This is a genomic window from Acinetobacter sp. 228 (genome assembly GCF_048147885.1).
In genome coordinates, this window is record NZ_JAYWYV010000002.1 from 120,788 (window position 1) to 140,918 (window position 20,131).

Annotated in this window: 17 protein-coding genes and 1 pseudogene; 7 read left to right on the forward strand and 11 right to left on the reverse strand. The window is 42.6% G+C overall.

Features of this window, described 5'->3' with window-relative positions; genetic code table 11:
• The first annotated feature begins 529 nt into the window (after positions 1 to 529).
• The 3 genes and pseudogenes from VXQ92_RS02015 (at position 530) to VXQ92_RS02025 (ending at position 2,816) form a co-directional block, all read left to right on the forward strand.
• Positions 530 to 1,030, forward strand: a complete 501-nt coding sequence (locus tag VXQ92_RS02015) for an Hsp20 family protein (RefSeq protein WP_064101534.1) — start codon at positions 530 to 532, stop codon at positions 1,028 to 1,030.
• A gap of 674 nt (positions 1,031 to 1,704) precedes the next feature.
• Positions 1,705 to 2,091 (forward strand): diacylglycerol kinase, encoded by a 387-nt coding sequence (locus VXQ92_RS02020; RefSeq protein WP_416680136.1) that lies wholly within the window; start codon positions 1,705 to 1,707, stop codon positions 2,089 to 2,091.
• 38 nt (positions 2,092 to 2,129) lie between these two features.
• A pseudogene (locus tag VXQ92_RS02025) lies at positions 2,130 to 2,816 on the forward strand (phosphatase PAP2 family protein).
• A gap of 54 nt (positions 2,817 to 2,870) precedes the next feature.
• On the opposite strand, the gene VXQ92_RS02030 reads toward VXQ92_RS02025, so the two are convergent.
• The 5 genes from VXQ92_RS02030 to VXQ92_RS02050 form a co-directional block, all read right to left on the reverse strand.
• Entirely contained in the window at positions 2,871 to 4,190 is a 1,320-nt protein-coding gene (locus tag VXQ92_RS02030) for an ATP-binding protein (protein WP_416680137.1), read from the reverse strand.
• 5 nt (positions 4,191 to 4,195) lie between these two features.
• Complete coding sequence (locus VXQ92_RS02035; protein WP_416680138.1) at positions 4,196 to 4,867, reverse strand: response regulator transcription factor; 672 nt, start codon at positions 4,865 to 4,867, stop codon at positions 4,196 to 4,198.
• Position 4,868: 1 nt separating this feature from the next.
• The gene (locus VXQ92_RS02040; RefSeq protein WP_416680139.1) at positions 4,869 to 6,554 is read right to left on the reverse strand and encodes a phosphoethanolamine transferase; all 1,686 of its coding nucleotides are present in this window, start codon (positions 6,552 to 6,554) and stop codon (positions 4,869 to 4,871) included.
• A gap of 273 nt (positions 6,555 to 6,827) precedes the next feature.
• Entirely contained in the window at positions 6,828 to 7,880 is a 1,053-nt protein-coding gene (locus VXQ92_RS02045; RefSeq protein ID WP_416680140.1) for an NAD(P)-dependent alcohol dehydrogenase, read from the reverse strand.
• Positions 7,881 to 8,170: 290 nt separating this feature from the next.
• Positions 8,171 to 8,944, reverse strand: coding sequence for a glucose 1-dehydrogenase (locus VXQ92_RS02050; protein WP_064096798.1), 774 nt, complete (start codon positions 8,942 to 8,944; stop codon positions 8,171 to 8,173).
• Between the two features lie 661 nt (positions 8,945 to 9,605).
• Here VXQ92_RS02050 and VXQ92_RS02055 point away from each other — a divergent pair.
• A complete protein-coding gene (locus VXQ92_RS02055; RefSeq protein ID WP_416680141.1) occupies positions 9,606 to 10,475 on the forward strand; it encodes an SDR family oxidoreductase in 870 nt (289 codons plus the stop codon).
• A 212-nt stretch (positions 10,476 to 10,687) separates the two neighbouring features.
• Positions 10,688 to 10,858 (forward strand): hypothetical protein, encoded by a 171-nt coding sequence (locus tag VXQ92_RS02060; RefSeq protein WP_004280276.1) that lies wholly within the window; start codon positions 10,688 to 10,690, stop codon positions 10,856 to 10,858.
• Positions 10,859 to 10,940: 82 nt separating this feature from the next.
• Here VXQ92_RS02060 and VXQ92_RS02065 read toward each other — a convergent pair whose 3' ends face one another.
• From VXQ92_RS02065 to VXQ92_RS02090, 6 genes are all read right to left on the reverse strand, one after another.
• Positions 10,941 to 12,002 carry an enoyl-CoA hydratase/isomerase family protein gene (locus VXQ92_RS02065; protein WP_416680142.1) on the reverse strand — a complete coding sequence of 354 codons (1,062 nt, stop codon included), beginning with the start codon at positions 12,000 to 12,002 and terminating at the stop codon, positions 10,941 to 10,943.
• A gap of 25 nt (positions 12,003 to 12,027) precedes the next feature.
• Positions 12,028 to 12,801 (reverse strand): enoyl-CoA hydratase, encoded by a 774-nt coding sequence (locus tag VXQ92_RS02070; RefSeq protein WP_064096796.1) that lies wholly within the window; start codon positions 12,799 to 12,801, stop codon positions 12,028 to 12,030.
• Between the two features lie 19 nt (positions 12,802 to 12,820).
• Positions 12,821 to 13,948 (reverse strand): acyl-CoA dehydrogenase family protein, encoded by a 1,128-nt coding sequence (locus tag VXQ92_RS02075; protein WP_064096795.1) that lies wholly within the window; start codon positions 13,946 to 13,948, stop codon positions 12,821 to 12,823.
• 58 nt (positions 13,949 to 14,006) lie between these two features.
• Positions 14,007 to 15,656 carry an AMP-binding protein gene (locus VXQ92_RS02080; RefSeq protein WP_416680144.1) on the reverse strand — a complete coding sequence of 550 codons (1,650 nt, stop codon included), beginning with the start codon at positions 15,654 to 15,656 and terminating at the stop codon, positions 14,007 to 14,009.
• 86 nt (positions 15,657 to 15,742) lie between these two features.
• Positions 15,743 to 16,633, reverse strand: coding sequence for a 3-hydroxyisobutyrate dehydrogenase (gene mmsB, locus VXQ92_RS02085; protein WP_416680146.1), 891 nt, complete (start codon positions 16,631 to 16,633; stop codon positions 15,743 to 15,745).
• A gap of 11 nt (positions 16,634 to 16,644) precedes the next feature.
• Positions 16,645 to 18,174 (reverse strand): CoA-acylating methylmalonate-semialdehyde dehydrogenase, encoded by a 1,530-nt coding sequence (locus VXQ92_RS02090; protein WP_416680147.1) that lies wholly within the window; start codon positions 18,172 to 18,174, stop codon positions 16,645 to 16,647.
• A gap of 177 nt (positions 18,175 to 18,351) precedes the next feature.
• On the opposite strand from VXQ92_RS02090, the gene VXQ92_RS02095 reads away from it, so the two are divergent.
• Together VXQ92_RS02095 and VXQ92_RS02100 are read left to right on the forward strand one after the other, a co-directional pair.
• Entirely contained in the window at positions 18,352 to 19,236 is an 885-nt protein-coding gene (locus tag VXQ92_RS02095; RefSeq protein WP_064101539.1) for a LysR family transcriptional regulator, read from the forward strand.
• A 169-nt stretch (positions 19,237 to 19,405) separates the two neighbouring features.
• Positions 19,406 to 20,083 carry a type 1 glutamine amidotransferase domain-containing protein gene (locus VXQ92_RS02100; protein ID WP_064096790.1) on the forward strand — a complete coding sequence of 226 codons (678 nt, stop codon included), beginning with the start codon at positions 19,406 to 19,408 and terminating at the stop codon, positions 20,081 to 20,083.
• Positions 20,084 to 20,131 lie beyond the last annotated feature (48 nt).

Below are 20,131 nucleotides of genomic sequence, written 5' to 3' on the forward strand. Positions count from 1 at the left end.
ATTTAATAATAATTATAATGATAAGACATTTGTTTATTTTAAAATTAATATTATTTATTAATTAAAGTGTTGAATAAAAATTCCGATTTATTTTTAGATACGAATGTTTTGTAGGCCATCATCTTTTTTTAAAAATAAATAAATAAATGTGAGTGCATTGGAAATAATTTTTTATATAAAATCGAGATCTATATTTAATTAAATTATTGATAATAATAAAAAATTATTTTTTAATATTTTAATAAATATTTATTTAAGATTAAAGCTATTGATTTAAATGAATAAAATTAATAAATTTTTTTTTAAATAAATTTTTAAATTCAATAGGGAATCAATAAATATTATTTAATAAGAAATATTACAAAATTATGTTTTATTAAACATTAAAATTATTGAGTATAAATATTATTACCTTATATTAATTAAAGGCAATCTAATATTTTTAGATATTGCTTTCTATCTGTATTTATTAAATCTATGAATATCAGTATAAAAATACTGGTTCTAATATTTTTTTGGAGAACTTTTAATGAGCAATTCAAATCTTTCACCACTATTACGCAGAAGCATGGGTTTTGATCGTTTCAATGATTTATTCGACTATGCCCTGCAAACAGTTACGCCTAATTATCCCTATTATAATGTTGAAAAGGTAGGAGAAAATGATTATCGCATTTCTGTTGCTACGGCAGGATTCAATGAAGATCAGCTTCAAATTAATGTAGAAAATCAATTATTGGTTATAACTGGGAATGTTGAAGAAGAAAGCTCAGAATCTACGGTTGAATTTTTACATAAAGGAATCTCTAAGCGGTCATTCAAACTATCGCTGCGTTTAGATGATAATATGGAAGTACAACAGGCCAATTATGAAAATGGTTTACTAACCATAGACTTGAAACGCAACATTGATGAAGAAAATATGTCACGTCAAATTCCAATTGGGCGTAAGTCTAATGAACAAAAGATGTTAGATGACTCTAAAGCAGACTCTAACTCGGAATCTCAATCACAGTCTAAAGCGGAATAACTTAAAATTTTCGGTTCCTGGTATAGCCTCGGACTCATCTGTCAAGAAAAGCATAACTCTCTAATTCTTTATTTTAATTCTTTTTATGTTCAAGAATTAGAGAGTTAAATCTTCCCTACCTCTGATTTTTTATAATTATTTATTGTTATTATGAGACTGATTAGATCACTTTTTAACAAGATAATCACCCCTAAATTTCATAAATCCGATCACTGACTTATAAGAAAGTGTGATTAATATCACTCAATTGATCACAGCAACAAATCGTTCAATTTGGCTGTCAATTCTTAAACTCTAGCTCTCACTGGTCTAGACTTCATGGCACATTGATTTATTCAGATTTACGGAGTCCGCACGTAACGCTGTTTTGAACAGGCTCGTCCGGGGGCTTTATGCTAGCTGTTTATTGCCAATTTTTTTACTCATAATTTATTTAAGCTAAAAAAAAGCAGGTGCCTAAAAGAATTGGCGACCTGCTACTCTAGGGGAACTATATCAACACGACATCTCACTTCATTCTTAATATAAAAGTCCAAGCTTAAAAATCGCTTAATTTCGCGCAAAAAAATGTAAACACCATGTATAAAAATTCTATAAGGCCTTGGATTTTTTAAGAGAGTTTTAAGCTTGGAAATTTATGCTTTACTTCATCTCTGATTGACCGAATCTGTTCTATGTCCTCCTACCGATCACCTTATAAAGGTACCTCGGGAATCCTGCGTATTTTGAATGCAGCACGTTATTCCCTGGCTGGTTTTAAAACAGCCTTTCAAAATGAGGCCGCCTTCCGGCAAATCCTGCTCATCAACCTTATTTTGATTCCATTAAGCTTTTGGATTTCGGTTAGTCCAGCTGAGCAAGCGCTCATGGTGGCTGTTTGTCTATTGGCGCTGATCATTGAACTGATTAACTCAGCCATAGAGGCTGCGGTAGACCGGATTTCCATGGAACGGCATGAGCTGTCTAAAAATGCCAAGGACATGGGCAGTGCTGCCCAGTTTGTAGCACTCAGTCTAATTACAGTGACTTGGGGCATCATTTTGGCTGGTCATTCGATTTGACCACTGCACCCGCTACTGCCTGAAATGGACCATTAAAAATGATCACTGACCGTTCCCGGTTTTTATTGACTCAAATTTTAATTTTGATCTTCAGTTTTTTGATTCTTCTCAACTTCTTTGACATTGGAGGAGTGCTGGACTTATAGCTCATCTATCCCTTTATCGATAATCAGGGTCAATTTCCCCTTCGACAACAATGGGCGCTGGCAGAACTTAATCACCGTTATGTTAAAGACATGCTGATTCTGGTGTATATCCTATTATTTCTGGGCTGGCAGATATCACTAAAATGGCAAAACTGGCATACACGCCGCTGGGAATTTGGCTATTTCTTTAGCATGGTGGCAGTGACCACAGCCTCGATCGGAATTTTAAAATCCCAGTCGGCCCATGCCTGTCCGTGGAATATGGTTATTCCCACTTATGATGGTATTTTATGGGATTTTAGTGCTACTGCTGGCCACTGTTTTCCTGGGGGGCATGCCTCTAGCGGTTTTGCCTTTGTGGCTGGCTATTTTGTTTATCGTATGTCTAATCCCAAGCGGGCTTATTTCTTTCTGATCGCTGCAGTAATTTTAGGATTAGCCATGGGCTGGGCACAAATGATGCGTGGAGCGCATTTCCTGAGTCATAACCTTTGGACTGGCTGGATTATCTGGTGCCTGAATGTTATCGGCTATGCGCTGTTTAGCCACAAATTAGAGATAGAAAAAACTGTTCCTTAGCGCGTTTAATCAAGCAGCCTCAACGCCCAAATAGCCCGAAGCTTATATCCCCCCTTAGGCTTTGGCTAAAGGAAACTTGACCTGGACACAAAGGCCACCCAGATTGAGACTTCGGGAAAATTCGAGCGTTCCACCCAGGCGTTCGGTGGCTTTATCTACAATAGACAAACCCAAACCACTGCCAATTTCTGCATGATTATGTATCCGGTAGAAGCGTTGCCGAATCTGATTGAATTGAGCCGTATCAATCCCGGTTCCGCTATCTTCGATCTGTAAAACTGCCTGCTGGCCTTGCTGGAAAATCGATACGTTAATTACGCCATCCTTCGGACTATATTTAATCGCATTATCGATCAGGTTATAAATAATTGAATGCAAGGCCGAAGCCTGGCCCTGAATCAACAGTTCCTGCTGCTGCTCCACCCCTAAATCTATCTCTTTCTGCAATGCCAGTTGAATCAGTTCTTCGATACAAGTGACAGTCATCTGATTCAGTGACAGCAATTGAACCGGCTCACTTAAACCTTCGCTTACATCCTGTTTGGCGAGACTTAATAACTGGTTAACCAGATGCTGCATGCGCAAAATGCCTTGGCTCAAGTTATGGATAGACTTACTTTGCGGAAATTGCTGTAGCAAAATTTGTAGCTGTAAATTCAAGGCCGTGAGTGGCGTACGTAACTCATGTGCAGAGTCCGCCACAAATTGACGTTGTTCCTGTTGGGCCAGAGAAATTCGACCGAACAGGTGATTCATTTCCTGAATGGTCGGTTCCAGCTCCAGGGGATAATCTTTCATTGCAATCGGCTTTAAATCTTGTGCCTTGCGGCTGGCCAATTCAGTTCTAAAATCATTAAGAGGCTGAAAATTTTTCCGGATCATCCAGCCTAAACCGAATAATGCAAAAGGTAAAAAAAGCACATAGGGAAGAAACATATTGGCTGCCAGTTCCAGAGCAAGTTCCTGCCGGACATTTTGCTGCTGGCTCACCTGAATCTGTAATTGCTTACCAGGAATAATATAAGTTAACCAGGTTCCATACGGCGTTTGATGCTTGTAGAAACCTGCCTTCCTGACCGGTGCAACCAGAACATTGTGAGGATGCAAGGAAGTGGCTGTATCTGTATAGGACCAGATATCTACAAATAAATCTTCTTCACCGTACTGTTTTGCCAGATCGATTTGACTCTGCAGGGGCTGCGGATGATTTTCTGCAATGCGCTCTGCCAGACTTTGCATCTGTTTATCCAGTACTTCATTAATTTCTTCGAGTGCAATCCGGTAGGCTGCAAAGATCAGCACACAGCCTAATACCAGGCTAAATAATGAAATATAAATAACCAGACGTTTTTGCAAGGAATAACGTTTTTGCATGGCGCTCATCCTAAGCGATACCCTAGCCCACGTATGGTGCGGATGAAGTCTTTTCCTAGTTTTGCCCGCAGATGATGAATATAGACCTCTACCGTATTACTGCTGACATCACTATCAAAATCATAAAGCTTGTCTTCTAAATCGTTTTTAGAAAAAATTTTGCTAGGATGCATGAGCAGTGCAGTGAGAATAGACCATTCCCGATTAGACAACTCGATCGGTTCATCATTAAAGCATGCGATGTGCTGTTCTAGGTCCAGCTTCAGCCCACTGTGTGCTAACTTCTTATCGATATGTGTGCTAGTGTTTTTGAAGCCGGCACGTCGCATTAAGGCATGAATACGGGCCAGCAGTTCCTCAAACTCATAGGGTTTAATCAAGTAATCATCTGCTCCCTGATTCAGCCCATCTACCCGGTTTTGTAATTGATCCCGGGCGGAGATAATCAGTACCGGTAAATTTGGAAACTTCTGCCGGATATTTTTTAGCACCAGCATGCCATCCATCATCGGCAAGCCTAAATCGAGCAGGACAATATCGTAGACCTGCTGCTGTAACTGTTTTAAACCCTCAATCCCATTATTGACCCAGTACACCTCAAACTGATGCAGTTTAAGCAATGTTTCAGTCGACTCGGCAATCATAAAGTCATCTTCAATAATCAGTATTTTATGCATCTCAAGCTCTGTTTTTTAATGATGATGAGCATTGTGCAAGCATATCATTTTTAGCTTCAATCACTTGCGTTTTTATATCCAGCATACTTAATAAGCTGGGGAAAAGATGGTCGTGACTGCGTGCCTGTCCGGTCTGTGTTTTTAAACAGCTTAGCTGCCGGGCATGGTACTGTTGCCAGGTATCGGAAAACCACATCAGCATTGGGATATGGGTTTGCTGAGTGGGCGCCATGCTATAAGGAGCACCATGCAGGTATAAACCATGCTCTCCGGTGGATTCTCCATGATCAGACAGGTACCAGAAACCGGTTTGATATTGAGTTTGCTGCTTTAAAGTTTCAATGATCTGGGCAAGAACATGGTCTGTATATACAATCGAATTATCATAGCTATTCTTTAATTCTTCTGTACTGCAGCCCTGAATGGCATTGGTATTACAGGTCGGTTGAAATGGCTGATATGGCGCTTTGGAACGCTTGTAATATGCGGGGCCATGACTACCCATCTGATGCAGTACAATTAATTGGGGTGTCGGGTTGTTTTTATCCAGATGTGCCAGATAATCTTTCAGGCTATCCACCAGGATTTCATCAAAACATTCACCACCGGCATCACACCACTTCTGTTTCAATTGTGCCGGAATCTGGTATTTTTGTACCCGGTCACAGGCACCTTTACAGCCCGAATTATTATCAATCCAGGTCACCTGATACCCGGCGCGCTGCGCAATATCCAGTAAACCTTCTCGGTGGCTGGCTAACTGTTCATCATAGGTTTCACGTGACATGCCCGAAAACATACAAGGGACTGAAACGGCTGTTGCAGTTCCACAGGAGCTGACCTGATTGAAATTAATCACCGCTAACTTGCTCAGTTCAGGATTGGTATTGCGCGTATAGCCATTTAAAGCGAAACTCTCGGCACGTGCAGTTTCTCCCACAACCAGCACCATCAATTTAGGATGATCCTGCATTTGGGCCTGCTGTAACAGATGTGCATCTTCGCCGAAAACCACCAAAGGCAAATTTGCTTTAGGTGCTTTCTTTTTATAATAAGACAAAGTAGACGCAATGCTGTTTTGTGGCGAAAGCATGCCTTTCAGATCGCGATGTTCTCGGAAGATCGCTGCATAATCGATATAAAAACAGTATAACAATCCCAGAATTAAACCGGCTGAGAGCACACTGCTCAGGCTCTTATGCACTAGCTGATGTCCAAGCGATGCAGGCTTAATTTTCAGTATCCACACAACGCAGAGGGGAAAAATCACAAACACCAATGTCCAGATGACCAGTCGCATTGACCAGAGATCTCGAACTTCACGGGCATCGGTTTGCAGCATATTCTGGATCTGGTCAGGCGTAATAACGACCCCTAGACTATTAACAAAATAAGCACTAAAACCACCTATAATGATCAGGACACTGGCCAGTATTTTGGCATTCCATTTCCAGTTCAGCCACTGTAATATCAGATTGTAAAACGCAATAATGATCAGTGCCGTGGCAGCCAGTAACAGACCTGCTTTTAGATTGGTATAAGGCGTAAATTCATGGATTTTCTGATAGAAAGCAAAGTTTAGGATCAATCCCAGCCAAATAGCCAGCAACACGTTAAAACCTAAAAGACTGATCGACTTTTTCGGTTGTTGACTAAAAAAATAAGAATGGGAAAATAGCTTCAGCATAATCCATGGCTCAAAGACTTTAAGATGTTTCAGCTTATAATTTGAATCTTAAAAATGGCTTAAAGAGATGTATATTCACAATATATTTTTTGATTTCAATCGTTTAATAGTCTGTCACTATTAATCAACCTGTTTTAGATGCTTCAGGTATAAAAAGAGCATCCAATTATTTTTGGATGTCTTTTCAAACTATCATATATATACGTAAGGATTACAAGTCAAACCTTGATAAGGTTGTTCGCACATAAGAGGATATAGAGCAGAAAACCAGAATTAATTTTCGACTAAAGTTTTTATATCGATCACAAAACGGTATTTCACATCACTCTTTAACATGCGTTCAAAAGCTTCATTGATATTGCGCATTTCAATCATTTCCACATCAGCAACAATATTATGCTCCCCACAGAAATCCAGTAACTCCTGAGTTTCCTTAATGCCACCAATTACTGAACCGGCAATTGATCTTCTTCCCATAATCAGTGGAACTGAATTTGCACGAATCTCTCCCAGATATCCCACCAGAACAATGGTTCCATCTAAGGTTAATGTTGGAATATATGACTCCAAGTCATGGTTGTAAGGTACCGTATCTATAATTAAATCAAACTGATTCGCGACGGAATTCATTTGAGCTTCATCTGTTGATAGCACTACCTGATGGGCACCTAATTTTTTTGCATCCCCCTCTTTATTGACTGAACGGGTAAATAAGGTCACATCTGCGCCCAAGGCATTGGCCAGCTTAATTGCCATATGTCCCAAACCACCTAAGCCCACAACCGCTACTTTACTGCCCTTGCCAATATTCCAGTGACGTAAAGGTGACCAGGTGGTAATGCCTGCACACAGAAGTGGAGGCACAGCTTTAGTATCCAGATTTTCAGGTACTTTCAATACAAAATCTTCACTACAAACAATTATTTGTGAGTAACCGCCATAAGTAGGCTGCTGGTCATAACGATCCAGGCTGCCATAGGTCTGAATATTTCCTTGTTCACAATACTGTTCTAATCCTGAATGACAGGCTGAACAGGTACGACATGAATCGACCATACAGCCAATTCCTACCAGATCACCCTCTTTATATTTTTTAGCTCCAGAACCCGTCGATATGATGCGTCCTACTATTTCATGACCTGGAACTATGGGATAAAAACTAAATCCCCAGTCATTTCTAACGTGATGTAAATCAGAATGACAGACACCACAATATTCAATTTTGATCACCACATCATCTTCACGTGGCGTTCGACGTTCAAACTTAAAAGGTACTAAAGGACTTTGTGATGAATGTGCGGCATATCCTAATACTTCGGTGTTCATATTTTTTTCTCGTATATCGCGGTCAGGATAAAATCTGGTAAATAAATATTTTTCCTGAAGTATTAATTTTGAACAGTCGCTAAAATTTCAATAAAAAATCAAGGACTGGTATTATTAAAATAGTATAAAAATCAAAAAGTGTATGTCTGATCTGATGGCTTTAAAATATAGACTGAATTTTCATTAAAAATGATCAATCAGTCCGTTTATCTTAAGCCTGAAAATAACATCTCAGCCAGTCTTTATAAAATAAATCATTAAAATACTATAATAATTTTATATTTTAAAAATTAGTCAAGAGTTTGCTCTCCCCCACCATTTACAAACAATGTTTGCCCAGAAACCCAGGAAGACATTGGAGAAGCAAAAAATAATACTGCGTTTGCAATATCTTCAGCTTCACCCAGTCGTTGTAAAGGAGTATGAGCTAACATTTTTTTTTCAATTTCCGGCGTAAGTACTTTTGCTAATGCAGCAGTACGTACTGCTCCTGGCCCAACGGCATTAATTCTGACGATAGGCCCAAAATCATGGGCCAAGTTAGCGCCCATATGATTAAGGGCAGCTTTTGAAGAGGCATAGCCACTCATGGCTGGGCTTTTATTAATGGAACTCATTGAGGTAATATTGACGATTGAGCCATATCCGGCTTCATTCATATAAGGAACAACCAGTTGGCAAAGTCGCCAGGCTGCAAATACATTTAATTTGAAGTCTCTGATAAAGTCGTCAACTGTAATTTTTGAAGGTGATTCCCGGCCACCACCTCCACCGCCCGCATTATTTACTAATATATGGATAGCTCCAAAAGTATTTCGGGTGGTTTCTACGGCGTTTACGAGGTCATCATCTTCCAGAATATTACAGGCTACACACTGGACTTCACCTCCTGTTTTTTCATGGATTTCTTGAGCAGCCTGTTTAGCCTTCTCCTGATTTAAATCCGCAATCATGACTTTAGCTCCCGCCTGAGCAAGAGTAAGAGCACAGGCATGGCCAATCCCTGCCGCCCCTCCCGTAACCAAAGCCACTTTTCCTGTTAAATCTATTAGAGAGTTTTGCATGAGATACCTCGTATTAATACATTGTCATATAACTTTATGAGGTTAAGATTTTTCCCTATCATAAATTTTCAGCACTCTAAAAGTAATATATTTACTTTAGAATTTATTTTTAATTGTAATAGTAGGTGTAATTGTAATTTTTACTTATAAATATCAATTTTATTCATAAAAATAATATCAATTTAATACACGACTATTATTTATTTTTAAGATTATTATTCTTTGGGATTCTTTTATTTTAAAATATTCCATCTTATTAAAATAATTAGTATAACTTTCATTTAAATATCAAAGAAAATTATTATGGAAAATGTATTTTATTCAGTCTGGTTTCAATAAAGACTTTTATTTTTGCACTTTTTATTATCTATGCAACGCATAAGAGATAAGCTACAGAGGATTACCCATAAGAAGTCGATCATGATTTGCCTGAAGTTGTACGGGCAATGGATCGACATCAAATAAAACGTATCTCCTCTCATAATATTTATATATCTTTATTTAATGTAATTAAGTTATTAGACCAATGATAATCTGGATGAATAATTGATAAATCTCGAATACATTCTGTTATGAAATGTTGAATACAATCTTATTTTTTCCAAAAGCCACTAATATATTTTGTTCTTATATGGCTAAAATCATTGGAATTGGAAAAGATATGAATCATTATCCTGAAAGCCCAGCTTCAAGTGAAAAACAAGACCATCAGCCGGGTGCACAAAATGAAATGAATCCTGCACCGGAAGTGATAAAACCGCAATATAAAGGCAGCGAAAAATTAAAAGGCAAGGTTGCCTTGATTACCGGTGGTGATAGCGGGATTGGCCGCTCTGTATCGGTCCTATTTGCCCGTGAAGGTGCTGATATCGCTATTTGTTATCTGGATGAAGATCGCGATGCGCTGGACACTAAAAAAATGGTGGAAAATGAAGGGCAACGATGCCTGCTGATTAAATGTGACTTACAGGATCAAGAAGAAATCAGGAAAATGGTTGAACAGACCCTACAGGAATTTAAAACCATCAATATTCTGGTCAATAATGCAGGGGTTCAGTATCCGCAAGAAAGTATTACCGATATTTCACCTGAACAATTATTTAAAACTTTCAACGTGAATATTCTATCCATGTTTTATCTGACTCAGGCAGTGATTCCGCATATGCAAGCCGGTGATAGCATCATCAATACTACCAGTATCACCAGTTATCATGGGCATGACCAGTTAATTGACTATGCAAGTACGAAAGGTGCTATTACATCCTTTACCCGTAGCTTATCTACCAATTTGTTGAAAAATAAAACTGGAATTCGAGTTAATGGTGTAGCACCTGGCCCAATCTGGACACCGTTAATTCCAAGCAGCTTTGACGAAGATCAACTTGAGGATTTCGGTAAACAGACCCCAATGGGCCGTATGGGGCAGCCAAGTGAAGTGGCACCAGCCTATTTATTCCTGGCCAGTGAAGAAGCCAGTTATATTTCAGGCCAGGTGATTCATGTGAATGGCGGCAGTATTATTAACGGCTAATCAAGCAAAGAAGATAATGGTTTTAGCTGACCGTTATCTTCATCTCCTTGATTTCAGGACATATATTTTTACGAAATCTTTTTAAACATTAGTGTATAAAACATTTTCTAGATCCTATTTTTCTTTTATAAAATAAGTCAAACAAATACTTACCTTCATAGAAACCAGCCCTTGTTATAGTAATTTCAGTCAAACCTGAGGAGGATATAAAAATGCCTAGAGGTGACAAATCAGCCTATACCGATAAGCAGAAACGGCAGGCTGAACATATTGAAGAAAGCGAAAAAGAGCGTGGGCATTCTGAAGAAGAAGCCGAACGTATTGCCTGGTCGACGGTCAATAAACAAGACGGTGGCGGCAAGAAAAAGAAAACCTCTCATTAATCAGAATTCATACTGATGATGCGATAAGATACATATAAAGACTCTTTATAATTTAATTATAGAGAGTCTTTTGCCATCAGCTTTAAGTAATGTTTTCAATACGCTGCTGAGTCCATGCTGGCCAGAGCTTTTCCAGTGTTTGTTCAAATTCTGCATTCTCAGTTCGCCACTGCGGATTTTTGTCCTTATCAATAATCAGCGCACGAACCCCTTCAATAAAGTCGCCCTGCTCTAACCAGACATCCTGCAAGTCGCGTTCTAACTGCATGCATTTTTCTAGCGACAAATTCTGTCCGGCTTGCTGTAACTTCAAGCTGGTTTGCTTGGCCATGACCGGACGCTGCTGCAAAATTGCCAGCATTTTACTAGCCCATTCCTGATCGGTTGAATTACTTGTATGAGCAAGACTCTGTTCAATCTCCTCGAGGTTTTGATAGCCAAAATGCTGATTAATATGCTCTATACTTTTTTGTAGCTCGCTTTCTACCGGATGCGTAATATAGGAACTAATAATCTTTTGAATCTCCATCGGGTTTAATACCGGCGCTGCAATCAATGCCGCTTCCAGTTCAGCAAAACGCTCACTCGGCACATGATAATCCACCAGATCCAGATACAGTGCATCACTGCTACTGATCTGCTCACCGGTCAATGCCATATAGACACCGACTTCATCCAGTCGGGACAGAAAATGGGTTGCACCGACATCAGGGAAAAAACCAATCGCGGTTTCTGGCATGGCAAAACGTGATTTTTCACTGGCGACCTTGATATGACAGGCCTCAGCCAGTCCAAAGCCGCCTCCCAGTACATAGCCATCCATCATCACGATCACGGCCTTTGGAAAATTACGCAAGGTGCTCAGCATCTTATATTCAGTGGCAAAAAAATCCTGATACCGGGTATTGCCGGCCTGATAGCTGTCATACAGATAACGGATGTCTCCTCCGGCACAGAAGGCCTTGGGACTGTTGGAATTGATCAGGATGGCTTGCACTTCTGGCTCATGGCGCCACTGATTGAGTTGCGCCTGAATGCCCTGGATCATTGGCAAGGTTAAGGCATTTAAATGGCTGGTGCGGTCCAGGCTGATGATGCCCAGACCTCCTGCGACCCGAATCGCTAAATTATTTTCATCACTCATTATTTTTGTTCCTGGTATGAATTTCTTATTGATGGGTAAATTTGGCTGGCCGTTTTTCCACAAAGGCTTGCATGCCTTCCTTTTGATCGGAACCTGCAAAAATGGAATGGAATACCCGGCGTTCAAAGCGCAGGCCTTCAGCCAGGCTCACTTCAAAGGCCCGATTAATTGATTCTTTAATCATCATCACGGCAGTAAGCGACTTTTCAGCAATTTTTTCGGCAGCTTGCAGGGTTTGTTCCAGCAATTCTTCCTTGGCAAATACCCGAGCCACCAAACCACTTTGTTCCGCTTCCTGCGCCCCCATCTGCCGTGCCGTCAGGCACATTTCCATGGCTTTGGCCTTACCAATCGCCAAGGTTAAACGCTGGGTACCGCCAATGCCCGGCAACACGCCTAAGGTGACTTCAGGCAAACCAAATTTTGCATTGTCGGCGCAGTAAATAAAGTCGCACATCAATGCCAGCTCACAACCACCACCCAAGGCATAGCCACTCACTGCGGCAATTAAAGGTTTACGGCGCTGGGCAATTCGATCGGCCAGACTGAAAAAATCATCCAGATAAATTTGTGGAAAATTCAGATCTGCCATTTCCTTAATATCGGCACCGGCAGCAAAAGCTTTTTCCGAACCGGCAATCACAATACAGCCAATTGCCGGATCTTTTTCCAGTTGATCCAGTGCCTGATTCATTTCAAAAATCAGCTGGTTATTCAGTGCATTTAATGCTTGCGGACGGTTTAAAGTAATCAGCCCGACACCATTACGTTGTTCTAATAAAATCGTTTGCCACTGCATGAAATAAGTCCTTTTAAAATTAGAGGCTGCGTGCAATCACCAGGCGCTGAATATCGCTGGTGCCTTCATAAATCTGACAAATCCGCGCATCGCGATAAATCCGCTCAATCGGAAAATCTTTAAGATAACCGTAGCCGCCAAAAATCTGCAGCGCTCTGGAACAGACCCGTTCTGCCATTTCTGAAGCAAATAGCTTGGCCATGGAGGCTTCGGTTAAACAGGCTTCACCGGCTTCTTTTTTGCGTGCTGCAAAATGCACCAGTTGCCGTGCCGCTTCAATTTCAGTCGCCATACTGGCCAGCCTGAAGGAAATCGCCTGCTGTTCAAAAATCGGTTTGCCAAAAGCCACGCGGTCATGCGCATAGGCCGTTGCTTCTTCCAATGCGGCACGCGCCAAACCCACAGCCTGTGCCGCAATGCCGATCCGTCCACCTTCCAGATTGGCCAAGGCAATTTTTAAACCTTCACCTTCGGCACCGAGTCTTAAACTTTCATGAATGCGGACATCGGTTAAGGCAATCTGACAGGTATCCGAAGCATGCAGGCCCAGTTTTTCTTCGACCCGGATCACTTCATAGCCAAGTGTGTCTCGCGGCACTAAAAATGCACTCATGCCTTTTTTGCCCGCAGCTGGATCAGTCACAGCAAACACAATAATCATCCCGGCATTGTGGCCTGAGGTAATGAACTGTTTGGCGCCATTCAGAATGTAATGATCGCCCTCCTTGACCGCTCGGGTTTTAATCGCGGCAGCATCCGATCCTGTATGCGGTTCGGTCAGCGCAAAGGCCCCAATCATTTCACCTTGAGCCAAAGGCTTTAAAAATTGCTGCTTTTGCTCTTCTGTGCCGAACTTGAAAATCGGCACACAACCCACCGAGTTATGTACGCTCATAATCGCGGATGTTGCACCATCGGCCGCAGCGACTTCTTCTAAGGCCAGAACATAAGCCAGTGTACCTGTACCCGAGCCGCCCCATTCCTCGGGAATCAGCATACCTAAAAAACCCAGCTCTCCCATTTGGGCCAATGCATCTTTGGGAAAGATACCTTTTTGATCCCACTCGCCGGCAAAGGGTTTAATCTGTTCCTGGGCGAAGCTTTTGGCCATATCCTGAATCAGTTGTTGCTCTTCCGTTAGTTGCATCGATGCTTCCTTCAATCTCTTTATTTAATCTTCTTATTCAATCTGTTGGCTTTGGCTGTTATGCAGTCTTGGCTTGCTGCTTGTTGATTTCCTGATTGCGCAGTAAAAAGCGTTGAATTTTACCGCTTGGGGTTTTTGGCAATTCGGTCACAAATTCAATCAAGCGCGGATAGGCATGCGCAGACAAACGCTTTTTCACAAATTGACCCAGCTCTTCTTCCAGATGGGTCGAAGCTGAAAAATTATTCGCCAGAATCACAAAGGCTTTAATCACTTCGGTACGCTCGGGATCAGGCACACCAATGACTGCTGCTTCAATCACGGCATCATGTTCTAGCAAGGCACTTTCCACATCAAATGGGCCGACCCTATAACCTGACGTTGTAATGACATCATCACTACGCCCGACAAAGCTCATACTGCCATCAGCATGAATCTCTGCGGTATCCCCAGTTAAATAATACTGTCCGACAAATGGAGATTTACGGCTTTCTTCATAACCAGAGAACCACATCATCGGCGATTGGCTGATATCCACTGCCAGGATGCCCGGGACGTCAGCTGCTAATTCATGCCCCTGTTCATCGACAACGGTAATCCGGTAACCCGGGCTGGCAAAGCCTGCCGAACCTGAACGGACCGGATGTTCCAGGGCATGATGATTACACACCACCATCCCGACTTCAGTCTGGCCATAATGGTCATAAATCGGCACATCCAGTACCTCTTTAAACCAGTGGATCACTTCCGGATTTAACGGTTCTCCCGCACTGCTGACGACACGTAACTTGCCGCGCAGTTTTGCCATTTGAGCAGGATCGGCTGCCATCATCATGCGGTAAGCGGTCGGTGCGCCAGCCAGATTGGTAATGCCATATTCCTTAACAATTTCGCAGACACTTTCCGCATTAAAACCACCTTCATAAAATAAGGTCGAGTGTCCAAGCATTAAGGGACCAGTAATCGCATAATACAAACCGTAGGCCCAGCCGGGATCAGCAATATTCCAGAAAGCATCTTCAGGAGTTAGACCAATGGCATTTTGCATATAGCTTACAAAAGCAATCAGCGCTTTTAACGGGACTTTAAGAGGTTTCGCTGGTCCAGTAGTACCGGAGGTAAACATCAATAAAAAAGGATCATTAACATTCAGGATTTCCAGCTCACAAGCTTCAGCCTGACGGTTTAATACCGTCCAGAAGCTGAGGTCGTGCGGATAGCGCTCTGCCTCAGTTTCGGCATGTACCGTCACAATCGGTGGACAGTTGCTGATCTCGGATAATTTATCCCGATTCGCCAGATCAGTCACCACAAGCTTGCTTTGCGCCAGCTGAATACGATGCTCAATGGCTTTGGGACCAAAGGCGGTAAACAAAGGCTGATAAACCGCACCAATCCGCCAGGTTGCCAAAATAGTAATGATCAACTCGGGGGTACGTGGTAATAATCCGGAAACGCGGTCGCCTTTACCAATGCCTTGAGACTTTAAAAAGTTGGCAAACTGGCTAGAATACTTTTTGAGCTCAGCAAAGCTATATTGTTCTTTACGGCCATCTTTACCATGCCAGTACAAGGCAATCGCATCGGAATTGGCATGACGGTCACAGCATTCATAACAGGCATTCACTGCCTGCATTGAACCAGAGAGAAACTGACTTGCAACCGTATTTAAATCAAAATTTTGAACCGTTGTTTGATAATCTAACATGTTAAACCTCAGCCTGAATTTATCGTTATTACTGACAGGGTGTAATTATTGAAGCGAATCCTTGCTCCATCTGAATCTTTTAAGTTTTAAGCAGGTGGTGTGGTGTATTGATGCATGATGCTGGAGAAGTCCAGATGGGCATCACCTTCCTGACACAGTTGTTGATAGAGTTTCTGTACCATGCTGCCCAGAACCACCGGTTGATCCACCTGTTGCGCTGCATCGACCGCCAAACCTAAATCTTTGAGCATCAATTGTGCGGCAAAACCGTCGGTATAACCCCGCGATGACGGTGCATTGGCACAGATATCTGGCCATGGATTATAAATTTCAGAACTCCAGCAACGTCCAGTGGAACTGTTAATCACGCCAGCCAAGGCCTGTGGATCAATACCCAGTTTGGCTCCGAGCGCCATTCCTTCTGCAACAGCAGTCATGGAAATGCCCAGAATCAGGTTATTACAGATTTTTGCTACCTGTCCTGTTCCCACCGCCCCACAATGCACCAGATTTTTACCCATACAACCGAGAACCGGTTTGACGGCCTCAAAGGTGGCATCATCTGCACCGACCATAAAGGTTAAAGTGCCATCTTTGGCACCTAAAGTGCCGCCGGATACCGGCGCATCACAGACGCGAATCTGTTTGGACTGAGCTGCTGCAGCAATGTCCTGAATGGTTTGCGGGTCAATGGTGCTGCTGTCGATACACAAACTGCCCGATTGAAGTACCTCTAAAATACCATTTTCACCTAAATAGACTTCACGCACATGCTTGGCTGCGGGCAACATACTGACCACGATCTCCGCCTGCTTCGCGGCAGCTTGTGGACTGTCGCAGACTACACCGCCCGCTTCTGAAAAATGCTGTAAAGCCACTGCACTTAAGTCATAACCAAAAACCTGATGACCCGCCTTGAGCAGATTCTGCGCCATCGGACCACCCATGTTGCCTAAACCGATAAATGCAATCTTCATACTGATGCTCCTTAACGCAGACTGATTGTGGTATTCACACCACTATTTTCCTGATCATCTTCAAACCAGCGGCTGGTGATGGTTTTGGTCTGGGTATAGAACTGCACCGCCTGTTTGCCATAAGGACCTAGATCACCCAGTTTTGAACCGCGTGAACCGGTAAAACTGAAGAAAGGCACAGGTACAGGAATTGGAATGTTAATGCCCACCTGACCGATATCAATCTGGTTCTGGAAGGTACGTGCCGTATTGCCATTCTGGGTGAACAGTCCAACGCCATTACCAAATGGATTAGCATTAATCAGCTCAATGGCTTGTTCTAAAGTATCGACATGCATGATCGCCAGTACCGGACCAAATACTTCTTCTTTATAAATGCGCATATCGGTCGTGACCTGATTAAAAATCGTTGGGCCGACAAAATTGCCTTGTTCATAGCCTGGAACCTGTACCTCACGGCCATCCAGCAGTAGTTCAGCACCTTGTTCGACACCGCTGTTAATTAAATCGATGACACGGGCTTTGGCACGGGTTGAAATCACTGGTCCAACATCGGTATTCGGTTCATGCCCCCCATTAACTTTCAAAGTTTTGGTTTTATTGACCAGTTCATCGACCCAGTGCTTGGTCTCACCGACCATCACCGCCACTGAAAGTGCCATACAACGTTGACCTGCGGCGCCGAAGGCTGCACCGACCAACGCATTTAAGGTCTGTTCTTTATTGGCATCTGGCATTACCACGACATGGTTTTTAGCGCCCATCATCGACTGCACACGTTTTCCGTGCTGACCAGCGAGATTGTAGACATGCGTGCCGACCGCGGTCGAACCGACAAAAGAAATCGCTTTGATATCGCGATGGGTACACAACTGATCGACCACTTCTTTGCCGCCATGCACCACGTTGAGCACACCTGCCGGTACACCGGCTTGAATCGCTAACTCAACCAGCATCATGGTCGATAGCGGATCCTGTTCTGAGGGTTTTAATACAAAGGTATTGCCGCAGACAATCGCCATCGGGAACATCCAGAGTGGTATCATCGCCGGAAAGTTAAACGGCGTAATCCCCGCACAAACACCCAAGGGTTGCTGCAAGGTATAGGTATCGACACCGCGTGCCACGCCCTCAATATACTCACCCATCTGTAATGAACCGATCGAACAGGCATGTTCCACTACTTCCAGACCACGCTGGATATCACCCTCGGCATCGGCCAGGGTTTTGCCTTGTTCTGCTGTTAAGACCTGGGCAATACTTTTTAAGTTAGTACGGATCAGATCCTGCAATTTCAGCATAATCCGCATACGTGCCTGAATCGGGGTTTGGCGCCAGCTGGCAAAGGCATTTTGTGCAGCCTCAATCGCTGCATTGACTTCTTCAGCAGTGGCAAAAGGCACCTGACCCAAGACTTCCTGAGTGGCAGGATTGACAATATCTTGCCAATGGCTGGTTTTTGATTCGACAAATTCACCATTAATCAGGAGTTTTGCGGTAGTGAATCCGGTACTTTGCTGGGGATGAGAAATAGCGTTCATGATCGCTCCGTGCTGGTTTGTTATTGTCGTTGTGTGAGCCTTTAATGGCTTTTATTTAACGTATAATTTTTGCGCTGTTTTAGCAGACTAACAAAGAACACTTTGACCACCAATAGAAATTGATGCACGATGGTTGTGCAAATATGCACAGGGATTTAACAGGACGTTAAATAGAAAATGAAAGTAGATTGGGATCATTTACGCTTTTTTCTGGTTTTGGCACGTGCTAAAACGCTCACCAATGCCGCACGCTTGATCGGAGTGGAACACAGTACGGTAGCAAGGCGGATTCAGGCCCTCGAAAATACCCTAGGGACGCAACTATTCAAGCGTGAAGCGACAGGTTATGAACTGACTGCAGAAGGGCTGGCACTGGTGCCACGGGTCGAACAGATGGAACAGTCCTTTATCCAGATTGACAAGCGCCATAATCCCTTGCAGGGACGGGTTAGAATTGGTGCACCAGAAGGTTTTGGTACAGCGTTTTTAGCTCGTCTTTTGGCAGAATTTTCCCAACATTATCCTTTGCTGACCATTGACCTGATTCCGGTGCCGAAGGCGATTAAACTTTCACATCGAGAAGCCGATATTGTGATTGCGATTGACCGGCCCAAATCTGGACCTTATATCATTACCCGACTGACCAATTACTGCCTGAAACTGTATGGCAGTCAGCATTATTTACAGCAAAATCCGGAAATTAAAAAACTGGAAGACCTCCAGCAGCACCGTTTTGTCGATTATATTGATGATCTGGTCTATAGCACTGCACTCTATTCGCTAGAGCGTCTTCCACTGCAAGTCAGTGCCTGTTTTCGCAGTAACAGCATTCTGGCGCAGGAAATTGCCGTGCGTGCAGGCGCTGGACTGGCCATTTTGCCGAAATTTCTGGTCAATGATAAAAGTGAACTGAAAGAGGTGCTGGGTCATCAGCTCAGTTTTACCCACACTTTCTGGATGCTAACGCTGGTCGATCTGCAACATGAACCAAAAATAAAACTGGTCTGGGATTTCCTGCGCAAGCAGGCTGATCTTCAGCAAGATCTGTTAATGGGTAGATGAATATTAAATACAACTGTGCTGTATATAGAGTCACCTCTTTAAGTTAAATCAACTGAATTAACAACGTATCGATACAGCAAATGAACGTATCACAACACTCCTGACCTCTGTGGCTTGTTAAATTAACAGTCGATTATTCACGATGTTTAACGAGATACAGGAAAATAATATGAAAATCTTGATGGTACTGACTTCACATGACCAGCTGGGTGATACTGGCAAAAAAACCGGCTTCTGGCTGGAAGAACTGGCTGCACCCTATTACACCTTTGTTGATGCAGGCGCAGAGGTAGTTTTGGCATCTCCTGCAGGTGGTCAGCCACCACTAGATCCGAAAAGTAATGAGCCGGATGCGCAAACCGAAACCACCAAACGCTTTGAAGCAGATGAAGTGGCTATGCAGGCTCTTGCCAATACACATAAGTTGAGTGAAGTCTTAAATCAGGATTTTGATGCCGTATTCTATCCGGGTGGTCATGGACCACTATGGGATCTGGCCAAAGACCAGAATTCCATTTCTTTAATTGAGCAAACCTTGCAGGCAGATAAACCTGTTGCGCTGGTCTGTCATGCACCAGGTGTCCTGCGTGATGTGAAAGATGCCGAAGGTCGTTCTATTGTAGAGGGCAAGACAGTCACCGGTTTCAGTAATACTGAAGAAGACGGCGTGGGTTTGACAGATATAGTTCCGTTTCTAGTTGAAGACATGCTGAAAGAAAAAGGTGGGAAATATTCCAAAGCTGAGGACTGGCAGGTATACGTGCAACAAGATGGTCTGCTCATTACTGGACAAAACCCGGCCTCTTCTGCTGCAACGGCTGAAGCTTTATTAAAATTATTAAAGTAGAAGTTAATCTAAAATTCGTATTAACCTTTTAGATCGCTTCTTTTTGAA